At 64.1% G+C, this 16,729-nt stretch carries 19 protein-coding genes; 8 read left to right on the top strand and 11 right to left on the bottom strand.

The features are described 5' to 3' along the window. Window positions 1-36 precede the first annotated feature (36 nt). The 3 genes from mazG to AC2FNZ_RS05925 all read left to right on the top strand — a co-directional run bounded on the left by mazG (window position 37) and on the right by AC2FNZ_RS05925 (window position 2,343). Window positions 37-894 (top strand): nucleoside triphosphate pyrophosphohydrolase, encoded by an 858-nt coding sequence (gene mazG, locus AC2FNZ_RS05935; RefSeq protein WP_496839843.1) that lies wholly within the window; start codon window positions 37-39, stop codon window positions 892-894. Window positions 895-955: 61 nt separating this feature from the next. Next, complete coding sequence (locus tag AC2FNZ_RS05930; RefSeq protein ID WP_496839842.1) at window positions 956-1,897, top strand: nucleoside hydrolase; 942 nt, start codon at window positions 956-958, stop codon at window positions 1,895-1,897. After that, a complete protein-coding gene (locus AC2FNZ_RS05925) occupies window positions 1,894-2,343 on the top strand; it encodes a GNAT family N-acetyltransferase (protein WP_480694529.1) in 450 nt (149 codons plus the stop codon). Before AC2FNZ_RS05930 ends, AC2FNZ_RS05925 begins: the two co-directional genes overlap by 4 nt. Here AC2FNZ_RS05925 and AC2FNZ_RS05920 read toward each other — a convergent pair. The 7 genes from AC2FNZ_RS05920 to AC2FNZ_RS05890 all read right to left on the bottom strand — a co-directional run bounded on the left by AC2FNZ_RS05920 (window position 2,340) and on the right by AC2FNZ_RS05890 (window position 8,384). Beyond that, entirely contained in the window at window positions 2,340-2,510 is a 171-nt protein-coding gene (locus AC2FNZ_RS05920; RefSeq protein ID WP_176432427.1) for a hypothetical protein, read from the bottom strand. The genes AC2FNZ_RS05925 and AC2FNZ_RS05920 overlap by 4 nt on opposite strands. Window positions 2,511-2,644: 134 nt before the next feature. Continuing rightward, a complete protein-coding gene (locus AC2FNZ_RS05915; RefSeq protein ID WP_093962299.1) occupies window positions 2,645-3,187 on the bottom strand; it encodes a GNAT family N-acetyltransferase in 543 nt (180 codons plus the stop codon). A 46-nt stretch (window positions 3,188-3,233) separates the two neighbouring features. Continuing rightward, complete coding sequence (eno, locus tag AC2FNZ_RS05910) at window positions 3,234-4,511, bottom strand: phosphopyruvate hydratase (RefSeq protein WP_496839840.1); 1,278 nt, start codon at window positions 4,509-4,511, stop codon at window positions 3,234-3,236. A gap of 135 nt (window positions 4,512-4,646) precedes the next feature. After that, the gene (locus tag AC2FNZ_RS05905; RefSeq protein WP_496839838.1) at window positions 4,647-5,531 is read right to left on the bottom strand and encodes a DMT family transporter; all 885 of its coding nucleotides are present in this window, start codon (window positions 5,529-5,531) and stop codon (window positions 4,647-4,649) included. Between the two features lie 148 nt (window positions 5,532-5,679). Further along, entirely contained in the window at window positions 5,680-6,093 is a 414-nt protein-coding gene (locus AC2FNZ_RS05900) for a Fur family transcriptional regulator (protein WP_093962302.1), read from the bottom strand. Between the two features lie 81 nt (window positions 6,094-6,174). Then, entirely contained in the window at window positions 6,175-6,879 is a 705-nt protein-coding gene (locus tag AC2FNZ_RS05895; protein ID WP_093962303.1) for an endonuclease/exonuclease/phosphatase family protein, read from the bottom strand. Between the two features lie 86 nt (window positions 6,880-6,965). Next, on the bottom strand, window positions 6,966-8,384 hold the full coding sequence (locus AC2FNZ_RS05890) for a protein adenylyltransferase SelO (protein WP_496839837.1): 1,419 nt from the start codon (window positions 8,382-8,384) through the stop codon (window positions 6,966-6,968). 66 nt (window positions 8,385-8,450) lie between these two features. On the opposite strand from AC2FNZ_RS05890, the gene AC2FNZ_RS05885 reads away from it, so the two are divergent. Together AC2FNZ_RS05885 and AC2FNZ_RS05880 are read left to right on the top strand one after the other, a co-directional pair. Continuing rightward, window positions 8,451-8,870, top strand: coding sequence for a cupin domain-containing protein (locus AC2FNZ_RS05885; protein WP_496839836.1), 420 nt, complete (start codon window positions 8,451-8,453; stop codon window positions 8,868-8,870). A gap of 90 nt (window positions 8,871-8,960) precedes the next feature. Further along, window positions 8,961-10,502, top strand: coding sequence for a phospholipase D family protein (locus AC2FNZ_RS05880; RefSeq protein WP_496839835.1), 1,542 nt, complete (start codon window positions 8,961-8,963; stop codon window positions 10,500-10,502). A gap of 12 nt (window positions 10,503-10,514) precedes the next feature. Here AC2FNZ_RS05880 and AC2FNZ_RS05875 read toward each other — a convergent pair whose 3' ends face one another. The 3 genes from AC2FNZ_RS05875 to AC2FNZ_RS05865 form a co-directional block, all read right to left on the bottom strand. Further along, a complete protein-coding gene (locus tag AC2FNZ_RS05875) occupies window positions 10,515-10,967 on the bottom strand; it encodes a TspO/MBR family protein (protein WP_496839834.1) in 453 nt (150 codons plus the stop codon). Window positions 10,968-10,996: 29 nt separating this feature from the next. Beyond that, window positions 10,997-11,509 carry an aggregation factor core gene (locus AC2FNZ_RS05870; RefSeq protein ID WP_496839832.1) on the bottom strand — a complete coding sequence of 171 codons (513 nt, stop codon included), beginning with the start codon at window positions 11,507-11,509 and terminating at the stop codon, window positions 10,997-10,999. Between the two features lie 76 nt (window positions 11,510-11,585). Continuing rightward, complete coding sequence (locus tag AC2FNZ_RS05865; protein ID WP_496839831.1) at window positions 11,586-12,707, bottom strand: anhydro-N-acetylmuramic acid kinase; 1,122 nt, start codon at window positions 12,705-12,707, stop codon at window positions 11,586-11,588. A gap of 63 nt (window positions 12,708-12,770) precedes the next feature. On the opposite strand from AC2FNZ_RS05865, the gene tyrS reads away from it, so the two are divergent. Beyond that, window positions 12,771-14,021 (top strand): tyrosine--tRNA ligase, encoded by a 1,251-nt coding sequence (tyrS, locus tag AC2FNZ_RS05860; protein WP_496839830.1) that lies wholly within the window; start codon window positions 12,771-12,773, stop codon window positions 14,019-14,021. A gap of 46 nt (window positions 14,022-14,067) precedes the next feature. Here the strand turns inward: tyrS and AC2FNZ_RS05855 are convergent, their stop codons facing one another. Continuing rightward, a complete protein-coding gene (locus AC2FNZ_RS05855; RefSeq protein WP_496839829.1) occupies window positions 14,068-14,769 on the bottom strand; it encodes a GntR family transcriptional regulator in 702 nt (233 codons plus the stop codon). A 112-nt stretch (window positions 14,770-14,881) separates the two neighbouring features. Between AC2FNZ_RS05855 and AC2FNZ_RS05850 the strand changes: the two genes are divergently transcribed. Together AC2FNZ_RS05850 and AC2FNZ_RS05845 are read left to right on the top strand one after the other, a co-directional pair. Further along, entirely contained in the window at window positions 14,882-15,832 is a 951-nt protein-coding gene (locus AC2FNZ_RS05850) for a GlxA family transcriptional regulator (protein ID WP_496839828.1), read from the top strand. A 76-nt stretch (window positions 15,833-15,908) separates the two neighbouring features. Then, window positions 15,909-16,664 (top strand): 3-hydroxyacyl-CoA dehydrogenase, encoded by a 756-nt coding sequence (locus tag AC2FNZ_RS05845; RefSeq protein WP_496839827.1) that lies wholly within the window; start codon window positions 15,909-15,911, stop codon window positions 16,662-16,664. The last annotated feature ends 65 nt before the right edge of the window (window positions 16,665-16,729 follow it).

The following is a 16,729-nucleotide window of genomic DNA, read 5'->3' as shown; positions in this document are numbered from 1 at the left end:
ATGGATGCATCTGACACCGGAACAAGGGGCTTCGCAATGGCTGAAAATCCACTGATCCATGATACTGACGCCGGAATCGAGCGGCTGCTGGAAATCATGCGCCGCCTGCGTGACCCGGACACCGGCTGCCCGTGGGACATCGAACAGGATTTCGCCACCATCGCCCCCTACACGATCGAAGAGGCCTACGAGGTCGCCGACGCCATCGAACGGCAGGCCTGGGACGAGCTCAAGGGCGAGCTGGGCGACCTGCTGTTCCAGTCGGTCTTTCACGCGCAGATGGCCGAAGAGGCCGGGCATTTCACCTTTCAGGACGTGGTGCGCGCCATGTCCGACAAGATGGTGGCCCGCCACCCGCATGTCTTTGGCGACGAATCCCGCGACAAGTCTGCCGAACAACAGACCCGCGACTGGGAGGCGATTAAGGCCGCCGAGCGCGCCGGCAAAGAGCAGAAAGGTGCGCTGGACGGCGTGGCCGCGAATCTGCCCGCTCTGCTGCGCGCCTACAAACTTCAGAAACGCGCCGCCCGCGTGGGCTTTGACTGGCCCCATGCGGGTCATGTGCTGGACAAGATCGCCGAAGAGGCCGCCGAGCTGGAAGAGGCGCGCGACAAGATGGACGCGGACGCGCTTGAGGACGAGTTCGGCGACCTGCTGTTCGTGATCGTCAATCTCGGCCGCCATTTAGGCATCGAGCCCGAGGCCGCGCTGCGCCGCACCAACGCCAAGTTCACCCGCCGCTTCGAGCAGGTCGAGGCCCGTCTGGCCGCGCGTGGCAAGACCCCTTCGGACAGCACGCTGGAAGAGATGGACGCCCTGTGGGACGCGGTAAAAACCGAAGAACACCGGGCAAATGGCAAACTCCCGCCGGTGGCCACCGGAACAGGGGCCTGAAACCGCTGGACAAGCGGCGCGCGGATTGACAGTCTCCGCCCTTCAAGACCCCGGAGGCCCCATGACCGCGCGCAAGATCATCATCGACACCGACCCCGGACAGGACGACGCCGTCGCCATCCTGCTGGCGCTGGCCAGCCCCGACGAAATCGAGGTGCTGGGCATCACCGCCGTCGCCGGCAACGTGCCGCTGGAGCTGACGGCCAAGAATGCGCGCATCGTTTGCGAACTGGCCGGGCGTACCGATATTCCGGTCCATGCGGGTTGCGATCGCCCGCTGAAACGCCCGCTGATCACCGCCGAGCACGTGCATGGCAAGACAGGGCTGGACGGCCCCGTCCTGCCTGACCCGCAGATGCCGTTGGCCGAGGGGCATGGCGTCGATTTCATTATCGACACGCTGCGCGCGCAGGATCCCGGCACCGTCACCCTCTGCCCGCTGGGGCCGCTGACCAACATCGCCACGGCCTTTCAGAAGGCGCCCGACATTGTTGAACGCGTGCAGGAAATCGTGCTGATGGGTGGCGCTTACTTCGAAGTCGGAAACATCACACCCACCGCTGAATTCAACATCCATGTCGACCCCGAGGCCGCTGATATCGTGTTCAAATCCGGTGTTCCGATCGTGGTGATGCCGCTGGACGTGACGCACAAGGCGCTGGTCACCAAACCGCGCAACGACACGTTCCGGGCCCTTGGCACCAAGGTCGGCATCGCCGTGGCCGAAATGACCGATTTCTTTGAACGTTTCGACAAGGAAAAATACGGCAGCGAAGGCGCGCCCCTGCACGATCCCTGCGTGACCGCTTATCTGATCCGGCCCGAGCTGTTCTCGGGCCGTCACGTCAACGTCGAGATCGAAACCCAGTCGGATCTCACCCTCGGCATGACCGTCGCTGATTGGTGGGGCGTCACCGACCGCACGCCCAACGCGCTGTTCATCGGCGACGTGGATGCCGACGGGTTCTTTGCCCTGCTGACCGAACGGCTGGCGCGGCTATGAGCGCCGCTCTGCGCCTTGCCCGCCCCGAGGACCTTGATCGCCTGATGGGCCTGGTCGCCGCCTTTCACGCTGAGGCCGGGATCCAGCAGGACCCCGACCAAAGGCGCGATGCGCTGATGCCTCTGCTGGAAGGCATCCCGCACGGCTGTATCTATCTAATCGGCCCGTCGCGCGCGCCGCTGGGCTATATCATCCTGACCTTTGGTTGGTCGGTCGAGTTCGGGGGGATGGACGGGTTCGTGGACGAAATCTACATCCGGCCGGCCATTCGCGGCCGCGGAATTGCCACCGAGGTTCTATTGGACTTGCCCAAAGCACTGGCCGGGGCCGGCCTGACGGCCCTGCATCTGGAAGTGGATCGAACCAACGAGGCCGCGCAGAAACTCTACCTTCGGACCGGTTTCAAACCGCGCGACCGTTACATGTTGATGAGCAAAAAGCTCTAGCGTGATTCACCGCGGAAGATCAGCCCATGATTGTAGTACATTTCTTGCACCGGATCGTTCTGCGACACCGGCTCGCCGGTGATCGGGTAAGTGTCAGGACCTGCGCAGGCCGCCAGAACCCCGACGGAAAGCACGGAAATAATGAGAAGGACTCTTGAAGCGGACATCACGTTCTCCTTTTCTGCTGCACCGTCACACTACGCCCGACACCGTCACACTTGTAGGAACAAGTTCACACATAATCACATTTATATTTGCATTTTTTCTCCCTGCCCGCCCCAAACTCCGGAACAAGGGAAGATTACCCTGCAATTCCATTGGGTTCAGCGGGGTCACCCGTCAGCGACATTTCGAAGAATAACAGCTGACCCTGGGCGACTTCGGGTATATCCGAATAGGCATCGCGCAGCTTGAACCCCAGAGACAAATACAGCCGAGTCGCCGCTTCCAGCGGTTTCCCGGTGTCCATCCGGATCAACTCAAACCCGTCCTTGCGGCACTGAGCGATCAGCGCCTGCATGATCGCACACCCCGCACCAGTGCCCCGAGCGTCATCGGTCACGAACACGCGCTTGATCTCGGCGATACCCGGACCGATCGTCTGGAACATCCCGCAGCCCACCGCCTGCCCGTCCAGCATCGCCAGCCGGGTCCCGCCCTTGGGCGGCATATGCTCGATCTCGATGGCGGACAGAACAGCCGCATATTTCTCGGGTGGATAGAACGTGTTCACGACCTGCCGCGACCGTTCATCCAGCGTCAGCAGATAGGCGTGATAATCCCAACACAAACGCCGGACAGCATCAAACTGGTCCGGCGTTTTTGGTTCAACGATACTCAGCATAAAGGACCCCCGGCCAATGTCGGGGGGCAGCCTAGCAGCTTGCGGCTTACTTGCGAAGGATCGAACGCCCCGCGTATTCCGCGACCTCGCCCAGCGATTCCTCGATGCGGATCAGCTGGTTGTACTTGGCCAGCCGGTCCGACCGCGCCAGCGAGCCGGTCTTGATCTGACCGCAGTTGGTCGCCACGGCCAGATCGGCGATGGTGGCGTCCTCGGTCTCGCCCGAGCGGTGGGACATCACGTTGGTATAGCGGGCGCGGTGGGCCATATCCACGGCGCGCAGCGTTTCGGTCAGCGAACCGATCTGGTTCACCTTGACCAGCATCGAGTTGGCGCAGCCTTTCTCGATCCCCTCGGCCAGACGCGCCGGGTTGGTCACGAACAGGTCGTCACCCACCAGCTGCACCTTGCCGCCCAGCTCGTCGGTCAGCGCCTTCCAGCCGTCCCAGTCATCCTCGGACATGCCGTCCTCGATCGAAATGATCGGATAGTCGTTCACCAGGGCTGCCAGATAGGCCACGTTCTCGTCGCTGCTGAGCGTCTTGCCCTCGCCCGCCAGAACGTATTTTCCGTCCTTAAAATATTCGGTCGCGGCGCAGTCCAGCGCCAGATAAATCTCGTCACCCGGCTTGTAGCCCGCCTTCTCGATCGACTTGAGGATGAAATCCAGCGCCTCGCGGGTCGAGGCGATGTTCGGGGCAAACCCGCCCTCGTCGCCGACACCGGTGGCCAAACCGGCGGCCGACAGTTCCTTTTTCAGGGTGTGGAACACTTCCGAACCCATGCGCACCGCCTCGCGGATGTTGCTGGCGGCCACGGGCATGATCATGAATTCCTGGATGTCGATCGGGTTGTCGGCATGTTCGCCGCCATTGATGATGTTCATCATCGGCACCGGCAGGACGCGCGCCGAGGTGCCACCCACATAGCGATAGAGCGGCTGGGTGGTGAAATCGGCCGCCGCCTTGGCCACCGCCAGCGACACGCCCAGAATTGCGTTCGCACCCAGACGGCCCTTGTTCGGGGTGCCGTCCAGCTCGATCATCGCGGCGTCGATCGCCACCTGCTCGGTCGCGTCAAAGCCCACCAGCTCTTCGGCGATCTCGCCATTCACGGCGGCCACGGCTTCGAGCACGCCCTTGCCCATGTAACGGGACTTGTCGCCATCACGCTTTTCAACCGCCTCATAGGCGCCGGTCGATGCGCCCGAAGGCACGGCCGCCCGGCCCATGGTGCCGTCTTCCAGAACCACGTCCACCTCGACGGTGGGGTTGCCCCGGCTGTCCAGGATTTCGCGTGCGTGGATGTCGATGATGGTGCTCATGATACCGGTCCCTGAAAATGCGTTCGGTTGCATGCCTCATACCAGCACGCGGGGAAAAGTAAACCGGGTCCGTTATCGCTAACACGCACATTCTCCGGCCTTTAGCGCCAACAGCGGTGTGTTTGCGCCAACAGGTCAGCAGACCGCCGGAGCCATGGCCCGGGCAATGCGCCGTTCGCGGATGAACGTGTACATGCCCGACCCGATGATCAGCGACGCGCCGATCATGGTCATCAGGTCCGGCCGTTCGCCGAACATCCACATCCCGGCCAGGATCGAGAACAGCAGCCGCGTATAGCGGAACGGGGTCAGGGCCGAGGCCTCACCCACGCGCATTGCGGTCACGATCCCCAGATAGCCTAGAACACCGAAGCCAACGGCACCGACATAGGGTCCGATCTGCCCCATCTGTAGCGGCGCCAAAGGCTGCGCCGAGGTCAGCATCAGCACGCCGCCGGCAATCGCGACCGCCGCATAGGCCTGCAGCGCCACCACGGCCGAGGCCACCCGCGCGTCCAGCCGGCGGGTGATCAGATCCCGTGCGGCAATGGCGATGACGCTGGCCACCACAAACAGAGCCTCGGGCCGAAACCCGTCCAGACCGGGGCGGATGATCATCAGGACGCCGATGAATCCGACGCCGATTGCGCTCCAACGGCGCCAGCCGACTTGCTCGCGCAGGAAGAGTGCGGCCCCCATCGTGACCACCAGCGGCATCGCCTGAAACACGGCCGCAACGGTCGACAGGTCGACAAGGGACAATGCGGTGACAAAGCTCAGCGCCCCGACCGCCTCGGTGCACGCGCGGATCACGAACAGCGGTTGCCAGGCGGCCGAGTCAAAGATCGGTTTGCGCGTGACGATGGCCATGGCGGCAAATACAAGTGCGCAGAACAGCCCCAGCACGATCATGACCTGACCGGTCGGCACGGTGACCGACAGATGCTTGATGAACATGTCCTCAAGCGTGAAGGCGGCCATAGCGCCGATGACCAGCAGGATGCCGTTCGCGTTGTTCATGTCGTTGCCTATTGATTTCGGACGGCCTAATTGCCGCGTCGCAACGCAGAAGACCCGGATCGCGCCCCCGTGGCAAGCGCGAAGAGGGCTTCGAATCATGAATAGATTTTAGATGACCAATCGCTTTTGGTGATGTGTCCCGGCTGGGTCAGTCCTTGTCCAGCGGAACTCCGTACAATTCCAACCGATGACCTTTCAGACGATAGCCCAGCTTCGAGGCGATCTTTTCCTGCAGGGCTTCGATCTCGGGGTCCACGAATTCGATCACTTCGCCCGAGTTCATGTCGATCAGATGATCGTGGTGGTCGCGTTCGGCGTCCTCATAGCGCGCGCGCCCGTCGCCGAATTCCAGCCGTTCGAGGATGCCGGCCTCCTCGAAAAGTTTGACGGTGCGATAGACGGTTGCGATCGAAATGCCCGCATCCAGCGCCGAGGCGCGGGCGTACAATTCCTCGACATCGGGATGATCATCACTGTCCTGCAGCACCTGCGCGATGGTCCGACGCTGGCCGGTCATGCGCAGGCCTTTGGCTTCGCAACGCGCGATGATCGTGTCCGCCATGTCATCCCCCAGAATCCGTTCGGGTTTCTGTCTTAGTACGTCCGCGCGGATTTCGCCACTGCGATTTGCGCCCGCTGCGCTTCAGCCCGACAACCGCAGATCGGCCCAGACCGGCAGGTGGTCCGAGGCGATATGCGCGGGCCTTTCCCCGTGAACACCGTGGGCCAGCGCCTCGAGCCCGCCGCCCAGCGCGATCCGGTCCAGCGCCCCCAGCGGCTGCGCGGCAGGAAAGCTGGGCACCGGCGGCAGGAACCGCATACCGGGGGCCAGGTGGTCCAGCACGGGCTGGCGTGACCATTCGTTGAAATCCCCGGCCCAGACCGTAGGCATCTGCTCCAGAGCGCGCTCATCCTGCCGCAGATGGACGATCTGCTGCCGACGCCACGCCGAGAACAGTCCCAGATGCATCCCCATCACCCGCAAAGGCCCAATATGGGTGTCGAACTCGACCCGGACCGCCCCGCGCGGCTCGAGCCCCGGCAGGTCATGATGCGCAGCGCAGCGCACCTGAATGCGGTCGCCCCGCCAGATCACCGCGTTGCCATGCCAGCCCAGACTACCCGCACCGCCCAGATCGACGATCTTCCAACCAGCCTCGTCCAGCATGAAATGCGGCAGCGCCGCCGGGCGCGGCGGCAGGCGCTTGTCGGCCTCTTGCAGCACCACGATATCGGCGCCCAGCCGGTCCAGCACCTGCAGGATGCGCTGCGGCTGGCGGCGCAGGTCCAGCCCGACGCATTTCTGGATGTTGTAGCTGGCAAGGCGCAGCTTGGGCAAATTGGTCATCTGTTTTCTACGGTTGTACCCCGTCAGGATTCGCAGGATCGCGCCCGGACGCAAGCCGATAGTTCAGCACAGATGCCGAAACCCGCTCAGGTGCCGCAAAAGGTGGCATGCACCACCTCATCCTGCGTGGGCGGGCGCCTCAGGTCGGCGGCGTCGGGCTGGTCGTCATAGGGCCGGGCCAGCACCGCGTTCAGCCGGTGGAACGGGGCATAGTCGCCCTGAACGGCGGCCTGGATCATCTGCTCGACCCGGTGGTTGCGTGGGATGAAGGCAGGGTTGGCCGCGCGCATCACCGCGAGCGGATCACCCTCGCTTGTCAGCCGCGCGCGCCACCCCTCGGCCCAGCTGTCAAAAGCCGCCGGATCGGTGAACTGGTCCCGCGCCGCGTCGCCGCCCAGCGCGCGGAAGGTATTGGTGAAATCGGCCTGGTTCTGCGCCATCCGCGTCAGCAGGTCCGAGATCAGCGCAAGGTCGTCATCCTCCTCGGTGGTCAGGCCGATCTTGGCCCGGAACCGGCGCAGCCAGTGCTGCTGCATCAATTCGGGCATGGCGTGCACGATCTCGGTCGCCTCTTCCACGGCGGCCTGCTTGTCCTCGATCTGCTGGATCAGCGCCGTCGCCAGCTGCGCCAGGTTCCACACCGCGATCTCGGGCTGGTTGGAATAGGCATAGCGCCCCATCCGGTCGATCGAGCTGTAGACGGTATTCGGATGATAGCTGTCCATGAAGGCGCAGGGGCCATAGTCGATGGTTTCGCCCGAAATGGCGCAGTTGTCGGTGTTCATCACCCCGTGGATGAAACCCACCGCCATCCATTGCGCGATCAACGCGGCCTGCGCGTCACGCACGGCGCGCAGCAGGCCCATCGGCCCGACGGCATCCGGGTAATGGCGTTCAATGGCATAATCCGTCAGCCGCCGTAGATCGGCGATCTGGCCGCGTGCGGCGAATATCTGGAACGTGCCCACCCGCAGATGGCTCTGCGCCACGCGGGTCAGCACCGCGCCGGGCATCGGGCCCTCGCGCAGCACGACCTCGCCGGTTTCCACCGCCGCCAGGGCACGCGTGGTGGGAATGCCCAACGCATGCATCGCCTCGGACACGACATATTCGCGCAGAACCGGCCCCAGCCAGGCCCGCCCGTCGCCCTGCCGGGAGAACGGCGTGCGCCCCGAGCCTTTGAGCTGAATGTCGCGGCGTATCCCGTCCGTGCCCACAACCTCGCCCAGCAGCACCGCGCGCCCGTCGCCCAGCTGCGGGTTGTAGTTGCCGAACTGGTGGCCGGAATACAGCTGCGCCAGCGGCTCGGCCCCGTCAGGCAGGGTATTGCCTGCAAAAACCTCGGCCATGTCCTGCGCGTCACCGGGCGAGATGCCCAGCACCTGCGCCAGATCGTCATTGAAAGCCACCAGTCGCGGCGCGCGCACGGGTTCGGGCGACTGGCGCGCATAAAAGGCACCGGGCAACCGGGCATAGGAATTGTCGAAGGGGATCGTCAGGGTCATGGCGCAAACATATGATCTGTGCGCAGTATTGCCAGCACCAAATCCCATCGCCGTGAAAGGCCCATCATGACCGCCGACCAGATCATCGACCACCTGCAACTGCAGCCCCACCCCGAAGGCGGTTGGTATGCCGAGACCTGGCGCGCGGACAACAGCGGCCGCCCCACCGCGACCTGCATCCATTTCCTGCTGAAACAGGGCGAGGCCAGCCACTGGCACCGGGTCGATGCGACCGAGATCTGGCTGTTTCACGCCGGCGCGCCGCTGATCCTGTCGATCAGCGAAACCGATACCGGACCTGCAAGCGATCACATGCTGTCCCCTGACCTGAGCGAGGGCGCGCCGCAGATCATTGTGCCCGCCGGGCATTGGCAGGCCGCCCGCAGCACCGGGGACTACACGCTGGTCAGCTGTGTCGTCTCGCCGGGGTTTCAGTTCGACGGGTTTGAACTGGCGCCGGCGGGGTTCGACATTCCCCGGGATTAAACCTCAAGCCCCTGCCGAACCACGCTTGAACTTGCCCTGCCCGATGCGGCAAGGTTCGCTTGTGTATGATTAGGCAAAGACGAGGGCGCGATGCGGCTGATCAAGACTTTGGTGACCGTGGCCGTGATCCTCGGACTGGGCGTGCTTGGGCTGCGGTTGGCCTTTCCTCTGCCCGAGACCAATTTCTCGGAGCAGACATACCGCCAGCCGACGGATTGGACTGGACCGCTGGGCCAAGCCATCGAGCCGGCGATGCAGCGCAACCCCGGACTGGACGGCGTCCGCCCCCTCGGGCAGGGGCATACCGCATTTGCTGCCCGCGCCATTCTCGCGCGTGAGGCGGTCTCGTCCATAGATGCCCAATACTACATCTGGCAGGATGACGTGACCGGCCTGATGCTGCTGGACGAGTTGCGTGCGGCGGCAGAACGGGGCGTACGCGTGCGCCTTCTGGTCGATGACAACGGCATCTCGGGGCTGGACCCGCTTCTGGCTGAACTGGATGCCATGCCAACGGCCCATGTCCGCATCTTCAACCCGTTCACGCTGCGCAATCCCAAGCTGCTGTCCTATGTGTTCGATTTCGGCCGGTTGAACCGCCGCATGCATAACAAGTCCATGACGGTGGACGGCGTGGCCACGATTGTCGGTGGCCGAAACATCGGCGACATCTATTTCGACTACGGGGCCGGGACGCACTATCTGGATGTCGATACCATCGCGATCGGTCCGATCGTGGACGAAGTTGCAGCATCGTTCGATGCCTACTGGAATAGCGGATCAGCCTATGATTCCGCGTTGTTCCTGCCCGTTGCGACCGACCCAAGCCTGAAAGCACTGGCCGAGGCCGCGCGTCAGACCGCGGCCGGAGCCGGATACCAAAAGGCGATCCGCGACAATGAACTGGCCGACCGCATCGCCGCCCGCGATCTGCCGTTCGAATGGAGCGCGGTCGAACTTTTTGTCGATGACCCTGCAAAGGGGCTTGGAGAGGTCGAGGACGAGAACCTCATGGTCGAGCGTCTCATCGCCTTTGCCGAAAGCTCCGAGACTTCGCTCGATCTGGTCTCGGCCTATTTCATTCCCGGTCCCCGCGGGGCCGAGTTGCTCGAGCGGTTGGCGTCATCTGGGGTCAAAGTCCGGGTCCTGACCAACTCACTGGATGCAACCGATGTGATGCCGGTTCATGCGGCCTACATGGCCTATCGCGACGACCTGCTGGCAAGCGGGGTTCAGTTGCTGGAGCTGCGCGCGTTGCGCGACGAGCACAAAGAACGCAGCCTGCCCGAAATTCTCGCAGGCTCTGCGTCGGGCCTGCATGCAAAGGTGTTTGGCTCGGATGGCAAACGGATCTTCATCGGCTCATACAATCTGGACCCGCGTTCGGCCCGGCTGAACACCGAGATGGGCCTGCTGATCGAGAGCCCCACGATCGCAACAGATCTGGCCCGCCAACTGGACAAGCCCGACTTCGCCTATCGCGTCGAGATGGATGATGACGGCGGGCTGGTCTGGGTTCAGCAGACCAAGGACGGGACGACCACGACCTTTGAGACCGACCCGAACACCTCTCGGTTCCAGCGCGGCCTTGCCGCCGTCGTCAGGTGGCTGCCGGTCGAGTGGATGCTCTGACCACCGCCGGCGTCAGTTCAGGACCGCGATCGATAGATTCAGTATGGTGGCGAATGCCACCCATGCCAGATAGGGCACGAACGCCCAAGCTGAAACGCGGTCCACCGGGCGGACACGCGCGATGAACAGCACAATCACCACCAGCAGCGACAGAATTACTACCAATGCCAGCCACGGCTGGTGCAGCACGAAGAATGCGGGCGACCACAGGAAGTTCAGGCCCAGCTGCGCCCACCACAGGCGCATTGCGGGCGATCCCCGGTCGCGTTCGAACTGCCGCCATCCCGCCATCGCAATCAGCACGTACAGAACCGTCCAGACCGGGCCGAACACCCAGCCCGGCGGGTTGAAGACCGGTTTGTTCAGGTTTGCATACCACTCCCCCGGCCCCGTCAGAGTGCCGATCAGTATGCCGCCACCCATTACCAGAACCAGAAATGCGATACGTGTCAGGGTTTTGGTCATGCCGGTTCCATCCGCAGGTGCACTGCCGCTCAGCAGGTCCCGACCGGTATAGCCGCGCGGGCCGCCGAGGAAAAGACGCCACGCGGCGGGTTCTGCGCGCCTTCCAGAGAGGCTATCGCACCTTGGATCTCAGCCCCCGAAACGGTGATCTCGCGTCCGCCGCCTGTGTCATCCACGTCGATCGTAAAGGCGATTTCTGCTCCGGGAGGCATGGACCGGATGTCCAGATCGACCATCGACTGCCCGTCCTGAACCTGAGGCAGCCCGTTCAGATATTCGGACCCCGAAACCATTTCAAAGGGTTGAAACACTTCAACCCCTGCCCCCGCGCCGGTGACATCAAAGATCAGCCCGCCCTGCGACGAGGACAAATCCAGACGCACCGTTGCAGCAGACAGGCTGCAATCGCTGGCGTTGCGAAGAACGAAGCGGTCCTTTGGCGCTCCCTCGACGAACTCAACCTGCACGTCGGCCATGGCAGGCACTGCGAGCATGAACGCGGCGGCACAACCGGCCGCATTTTTTACAAGGGAACCGATCATCTTCATCTCCGGCGTTGTTGTGGCTACTGCAACAATTACGCGCGAGCGCCTTGGCAGGATCATTTTTCGCTGCGTTTCAGCGCGATGCGCCCTGCGACACCCGGCTGACCGTCCCCCCGCCAACCAACGCCTTTACCCCGGTGGTGCCGGGGCAAGAGGTCGGCATCCCCCGCGCCACGCGCACCGCCAGATAGGCAAAGGCCTGCGCCTCGAGCATGTCGCCATCCAGACCTACGGCCTCGACCGGATCGACCGGGCAGTCCATCGCCACGCGCAGCATCTCCATCAAGACCGGGTTCCTGCGCCCGCCGCCGGTGACCAGCACCCGCGCGGGCGGTTTGGGGCAATGCTCCATCCCCTGCACCACCCCGGCGGCGCTCATGCCAGTCAGGGTGGCGACGGCGTCGGCGTCACTCAATTCCTTCACCAGGCCGATCATTTCGGCGAAATCGTTGCGGTCCAGCGATTTGGGCGGCAGACGGTTGAAATACGGCTCGGCCAGAAACAGCTCCAGCGCTCCGGTCTCGACCGTTCCCTGCCGGGCCAGCGCGCCGTCGCGGTCCATCGGCAGGCCCAGACGCGCCTGCACCAGGTCGTCGATCGGCGCATTGGCCGGGCCGGTGTCAAAGGCCAACAGCGCACCTGGCGCCTCGGGTCCGTCAAAGGACGGGTCCACATAGGTCAGGTTGCCGACACCGCCCAGGTTCAGAAAGCACAAGGGCGCCGTGGCCCCGACATACTTGGCGCAGGCAAAGTGGAAAAACGGCGCCAGCGGCGCGCCCTCGCCGCCCATGGCCACGTCATCACTGCGGAAATCCCAGACCACGGGCACACCCAGCGCAACCGCCAGCCCCTCGCCATCGCCTACCTGCAACGTGCCCTTGCCGCGCGGCTCATGCGCAAGGGTCTGGCCGTGAAACCCGATCAGCTCCACGTCCTCGAATTCCGACAGCAGCTCGGCATGGGCGCGGGTCACCAGATCTTCGGCGGCGTGCACCTCGGGTCCGCTCCATTTGCCAAGCGCGGCGCGCAGCAGCTTGCGCTCGCCCTCAGTATAGGGCCGGTACGCACTGTCGCCGAACCGCAGGATCTGCCGCCCGTCGGTTTCCACCACCGCCGCGTCGACCCCATCGAGCGAGGTGCCCGACATGGCCCCCAGTGCCCGCACTGCCCCAACTTTGCTTCGGGCCTTATTCATGGCCTTTTCCTTCCCTCGTTCGCCGCCTATAACGTGCCCCGCAATTCAACCCCGAGGCAAGACATGACGTATCACCCCAAATCGGATTTCATCGCCACGATGATCGAGCGCGGCTTTCTGGCCGACTGCACCGATTATCAGGGCCTTGACGATGCTCTGACAAGCGGGGTGCAGACAGCCTATATCGGGTATGACGCCACCGCCCAGTCCCTGCATGTCGGGCACCTGATGAACATCATGGTTCTGCGCTGGTTCCAGAAGCTGGGGCACAAGCCGATCACCCTGATGGGGGGCGGCACCACCAAGGTGGGCGATCCCTCTTTCCGCTCGGACGAACGCCCCTTGCTGGGCCCCGAGCAGATCGACGCCAACATCGCCGGCATGCAGAAGGTGTTCGACAAGTACCTGTCCTATGACGACAGCGACACCGGCGCGCTGATGCTGAACAACGCCGAATGGCTGGACGACCTGAACTATCTCGATTTCCTGCGGGACATCGGGCGGCATTTTTCGGTCAACCGGATGCTGTCCTTTGAATCGGTGAAATCGCGGCTGGACCGGGAACAATCCCTGTCGTTCCTCGAGTTCAACTACATGATCCTGCAGGCCTATGACTTTCTGGAGCTGAACCGTCGTTACAGCTGCATCCTGCAGATGGGTGGATCGGACCAGTGGGGCAACATCGTCAACGGCATCGACCTGACCCGACGCGTGCTGGATCATGAGATCTATGGCCTGACCACGCCCCTGCTGACCACCAGCGACGGGCGCAAGATGGGCAAAAGCCAGGGCGGCGCCATCTGGCTGAACGGCGACATGCTGTCGCCTTACGAGTTCTGGCAGTTCTGGCGCAACACCACCGACGCCGATGTGGGCCGCTTCCTGAAGATCTTCACCGAGCTTCCCGTGGACGAATGCGACCGCATGGGCGCGCTGCAGGGGTCCGAGATCAACGAGGCCAAGATCCGTCTGGCCAACGAAGTCACGACCCTTCTGCACGGGGCCGAGGCCGCGGCCAAGGCCGAGGCCACCGCGCGCGAGGTGTTCGAGAAGGGCGGCGTGGGCGGCGACCTGCCCACCCTGACCCTGACCGCCGAGGATCTGGGCGACGGCATCTCGGTCGTGCAGCTGATCGTAAAGTCGGGCCTGGCGAAATCGGGCAAGGAGGCCAAGCGCCTGATCGCCGAAAACGGCGCCAAACTGGACGATGCGCCGCTGACCGATGCGGGGCTGATGATCGACGCGGCGGCCCTGTCCTCGCCCATCAAGCTGAGCGCGGGCAAGAAGCGGCACGCGCTGGTGCAGCTGGCCTGAACCGCCTGACTCCGTACACGACGGCCGCCTTCGGGCGGCCGTTTTTCTATCCGCGTTCGACCGAGCCCAGCGGCAGGTCCAGACCGGCCGGCGTCACGAACAGCTCGATCTGATCGCGCGACAGCGCCCAGTGATCGGCCGCCAGCTGCCCCGCCGCCGCCTCGTCACGCGCCTCGATCGCGGCGATGATGGCGTCATGCTGGGCGCAGGCCAGAGCCAGGCTTTCACCCATCCCATCCTGATTGGGGCGGTAGAAGGTCATGCCGATGCGCGCATGGTCGATCAGCAGCCGCTGAAACGACGGCAGCAGGTAGACATTCGCCGCCATCTCGCCGGTGACCTCGTGGAACTGGTTGTTGGCCAGCGCGCGATCTTCGGCCGAGCCCGCCCGCAGGGTTTCCCGAAACGCCGCCTGCGCCGCTTTCAACCGGTCGATCTGGTCGCCCGTGGCGTTCTGCGCCGCCAGCCGCAGCACCGCGCCATAGATCATCGGCGCCACCAGAAAGAAATCGCGCAGCGTGGCGTAGGACATCTGCGACACCCGCGCGCCCCGGTTTTCTCGCAGTTCAAGATAGCCCAGCCCGGCCAGATGCCGGAACACTTCGCGCAGGGGCGTGCGCGACAGGCCGAACGCCTCGGACAGCTGCGCCTCGTCCAGGTCATCGCCGGGGCGCAGTTTCAGCGTCATCACCGCCGCTTTCAGATGCGCGGCCAGCGCCGCCTTGCGGCTTTTCGTGTCGTCTTTCATCCCCAACCTTCGCTTTGGTCGAATCGCGACACCCAGGATGTCGCCCCTGCTCTTGCCCGATAAAATGCACCTTGTACACAATCAGCCTGACCGCCCGTGATAGACTGAGCGCATGACCCGCCCGCAACACTTCTGTTTCATCCTCGTTCCCGAGTTCTCGCACCTGGCCTTCTCCTGCGCGGTCGAGCCGCTGCGGATCGCCAACTGGGTCAGCGGCGCGGAGCTGTACCGCTGGTCCTTCGCCTCGGAGGACGGCGCGCAGGCGGTGTGTTCGAACGGGTCCGTGACGCTGGTGCATGGCGGGCTGGCGGACCTGCCAAAATGCGACCAGATCTTCGTTTTGTCGGGCATCCACATGCGCGATCACGTCAGCCGCCCCCTGCTGGCCGCATTGCGCCGCGAACGGGCCCGCGGAACGGCCATCGGAGCGCTGTGTTCGGGCGCGTGGCTGCTGGCCGAGGCCGGGTTCCTGAACGGGATGCAGGCGGCGATCCATTGGGAATATCACGACGCCTTCATGGAGGCCTTCCCGGACGTGAACCTGGTGCGCAGCGTCTTCGTGGCCGATGAAAAGCACATGACCGCCTCGGGCGGTACCGCGACGGCCGACCTGATGCTGCACCTGATCGAGCGCGACCACGGGCAGGACCTGTCGATCGCGGTCGCCGACCAGATGGTTTATAACGCCGTGCGCAACGCGACCGCCGATCAGCGTGTGTCGCTGCAATCGCGCAACGGCATGCGCAACGCGCATCTGGCCAAGGCGATCCAGATCATGGCCGACCGCATCAACGACCCGATCTCGCCGGCGGTGATCGCCGAACAGATCGGCATCTCGACCCGCCAGCTGGAACGGTTGTTCGGCAAATACCTCAACGCCTCGCCCAAGAAATACTTCATGGAGCTGCGGCTGGACCGCGCGCGCAACCTGTTGTTGCAGACCGAATCCTCGGTCACCGACGTAGCCTTTGCCTGCGGCTTCGAAAGCCCGGGACATTTCTCACGCGTGTACCGCGCCGCCTTTGGCGTCACCCCGATGCAGCAGCGCAGCCGGCTGGACTGAGTCACTGCCGACTGGACAGGACGGGCCATCTCGGATTATTTGAACGAACGTTCAGATCACTGGGGAGGAGCCCGCCATGCAATTGTCCACCACCGCTGCCGTCATCACCGGCGGCGCCTCGGGCCTCGGAGAGGCCACCGCACGTTACTTTGCCGAGAACGGCGCGCAGGTCACCATCCTCGACCGCGATGCCGAGCGTGGCGCGCAGGTCGCGGCCGAGATCGGCGGACATTTCGCCCAGGCCGACGTGACGGACGAGAACTCGGTGGCTGCGGCCATTGCGCTGGCGATGGAGAAGATGGGCAAAATCACCGCCTGCGTGAACTGTGCCGGCATCGCTTATGGCATCAAGACCGTGGGCAAGGATGGCCCCCACCCGCTCGACGCCTTCCAGCGCACCATCGACATCAACCTCGTGGGCACCTTCAACGTGTCGCGTCTGGCCGCCGTCGAGATGGCCAAGAACGAGCCCGAGCCGGATGGCGCGCGCGGAGTGATCATCAACACCGCCTCGATTGCCGCGTTCGACGGCCAAAAGGGTCAGGCGGCCTATGCGGCGTCCAAGGGCGGTGTCGTGGGCATGACGCTGCCGATGGCGCGCGACCTGGCCTCGACCGGGATCCGGGTGATGACCATCGCGCCCGGCATCTTCATGACGCCGATGCTGGCTGGCCTGCCCGAAGAGGTGCAGCAACAGTTGGCCGCCGACGTGCCCAACCCCGCCCGCCTGGGCGACCCGCGCGAATACGGCCGGCTGGCCGGGTTCATCGTCGAGATGGGCTATCTGAACGGCGAGGTCATCCGCATCGACGGCGCCCTGCGCATGCGCTGACCCTCACTGACGATTTCCGGCCCGGTCGATCTTCGTCCGGGCCGGCCATTTTCGTTTCGTACAAA

It is taken from the genome of Ruegeria sp. SAZA006 (assembly GCF_059613465.1).
This window is presented reverse-complemented; position numbering and strand designations above follow the sequence as displayed.

Excerpts from the sequence above, each read along its gene's own strand:
- mazG (WP_496839843.1), top strand. The coding sequence starts at position 37 with ATGGCTGAAAATCCACTGATCCATGATACTGACGCCGGAATCGAGCGG.
- AC2FNZ_RS05930 (WP_496839842.1), top strand. The coding sequence starts at position 956 with ATGACCGCGCGCAAGATCATCATCGACACCGACCCCGGACAGGACGAC.
- AC2FNZ_RS05925 (WP_480694529.1), top strand. The coding sequence starts at position 1,894 with ATGAGCGCCGCTCTGCGCCTTGCCCGCCCCGAGGACCTTGATCGCCTG.
- AC2FNZ_RS05920 (WP_176432427.1), bottom strand. The coding sequence starts at position 2,510 with ATGTCCGCTTCAAGAGTCCTTCTCATTATTTCCGTGCTTTCCGTCGGG.
- AC2FNZ_RS05915 (WP_093962299.1), bottom strand. The coding sequence starts at position 3,187 with ATGCTGAGTATCGTTGAACCAAAAACGCCGGACCAGTTTGATGCTGTC.
- eno (WP_496839840.1), bottom strand. The coding sequence starts at position 4,511 with ATGAGCACCATCATCGACATCCACGCACGCGAAATCCTGGACAGCCGG.
- AC2FNZ_RS05905 (WP_496839838.1), bottom strand. The coding sequence starts at position 5,531 with ATGAACAACGCGAACGGCATCCTGCTGGTCATCGGCGCTATGGCCGCC.
- AC2FNZ_RS05900 (WP_093962302.1), bottom strand. The coding sequence starts at position 6,093 with ATGGCGGACACGATCATCGCGCGTTGCGAAGCCAAAGGCCTGCGCATG.
- AC2FNZ_RS05895 (WP_093962303.1), bottom strand. The coding sequence starts at position 6,879 with ATGACCAATTTGCCCAAGCTGCGCCTTGCCAGCTACAACATCCAGAAA.
- AC2FNZ_RS05890 (WP_496839837.1), bottom strand. The coding sequence starts at position 8,384 with ATGACCCTGACGATCCCCTTCGACAATTCCTATGCCCGGTTGCCCGGT.
- AC2FNZ_RS05885 (WP_496839836.1), top strand. The coding sequence starts at position 8,451 with ATGACCGCCGACCAGATCATCGACCACCTGCAACTGCAGCCCCACCCC.
- AC2FNZ_RS05880 (WP_496839835.1), top strand. The coding sequence starts at position 8,961 with ATGCGGCTGATCAAGACTTTGGTGACCGTGGCCGTGATCCTCGGACTG.
- AC2FNZ_RS05875 (WP_496839834.1), bottom strand. The coding sequence starts at position 10,967 with ATGACCAAAACCCTGACACGTATCGCATTTCTGGTTCTGGTAATGGGT.
- AC2FNZ_RS05870 (WP_496839832.1), bottom strand. The coding sequence starts at position 11,509 with ATGATCGGTTCCCTTGTAAAAAATGCGGCCGGTTGTGCCGCCGCGTTC.
- AC2FNZ_RS05865 (WP_496839831.1), bottom strand. The coding sequence starts at position 12,707 with ATGAATAAGGCCCGAAGCAAAGTTGGGGCAGTGCGGGCACTGGGGGCC.
- tyrS (WP_496839830.1), top strand. The coding sequence starts at position 12,771 with ATGACGTATCACCCCAAATCGGATTTCATCGCCACGATGATCGAGCGC.
- AC2FNZ_RS05855 (WP_496839829.1), bottom strand. The coding sequence starts at position 14,769 with ATGAAAGACGACACGAAAAGCCGCAAGGCGGCGCTGGCCGCGCATCTG.
- AC2FNZ_RS05850 (WP_496839828.1), top strand. The coding sequence starts at position 14,882 with ATGACCCGCCCGCAACACTTCTGTTTCATCCTCGTTCCCGAGTTCTCG.
- AC2FNZ_RS05845 (WP_496839827.1), top strand. The coding sequence starts at position 15,909 with ATGCAATTGTCCACCACCGCTGCCGTCATCACCGGCGGCGCCTCGGGC.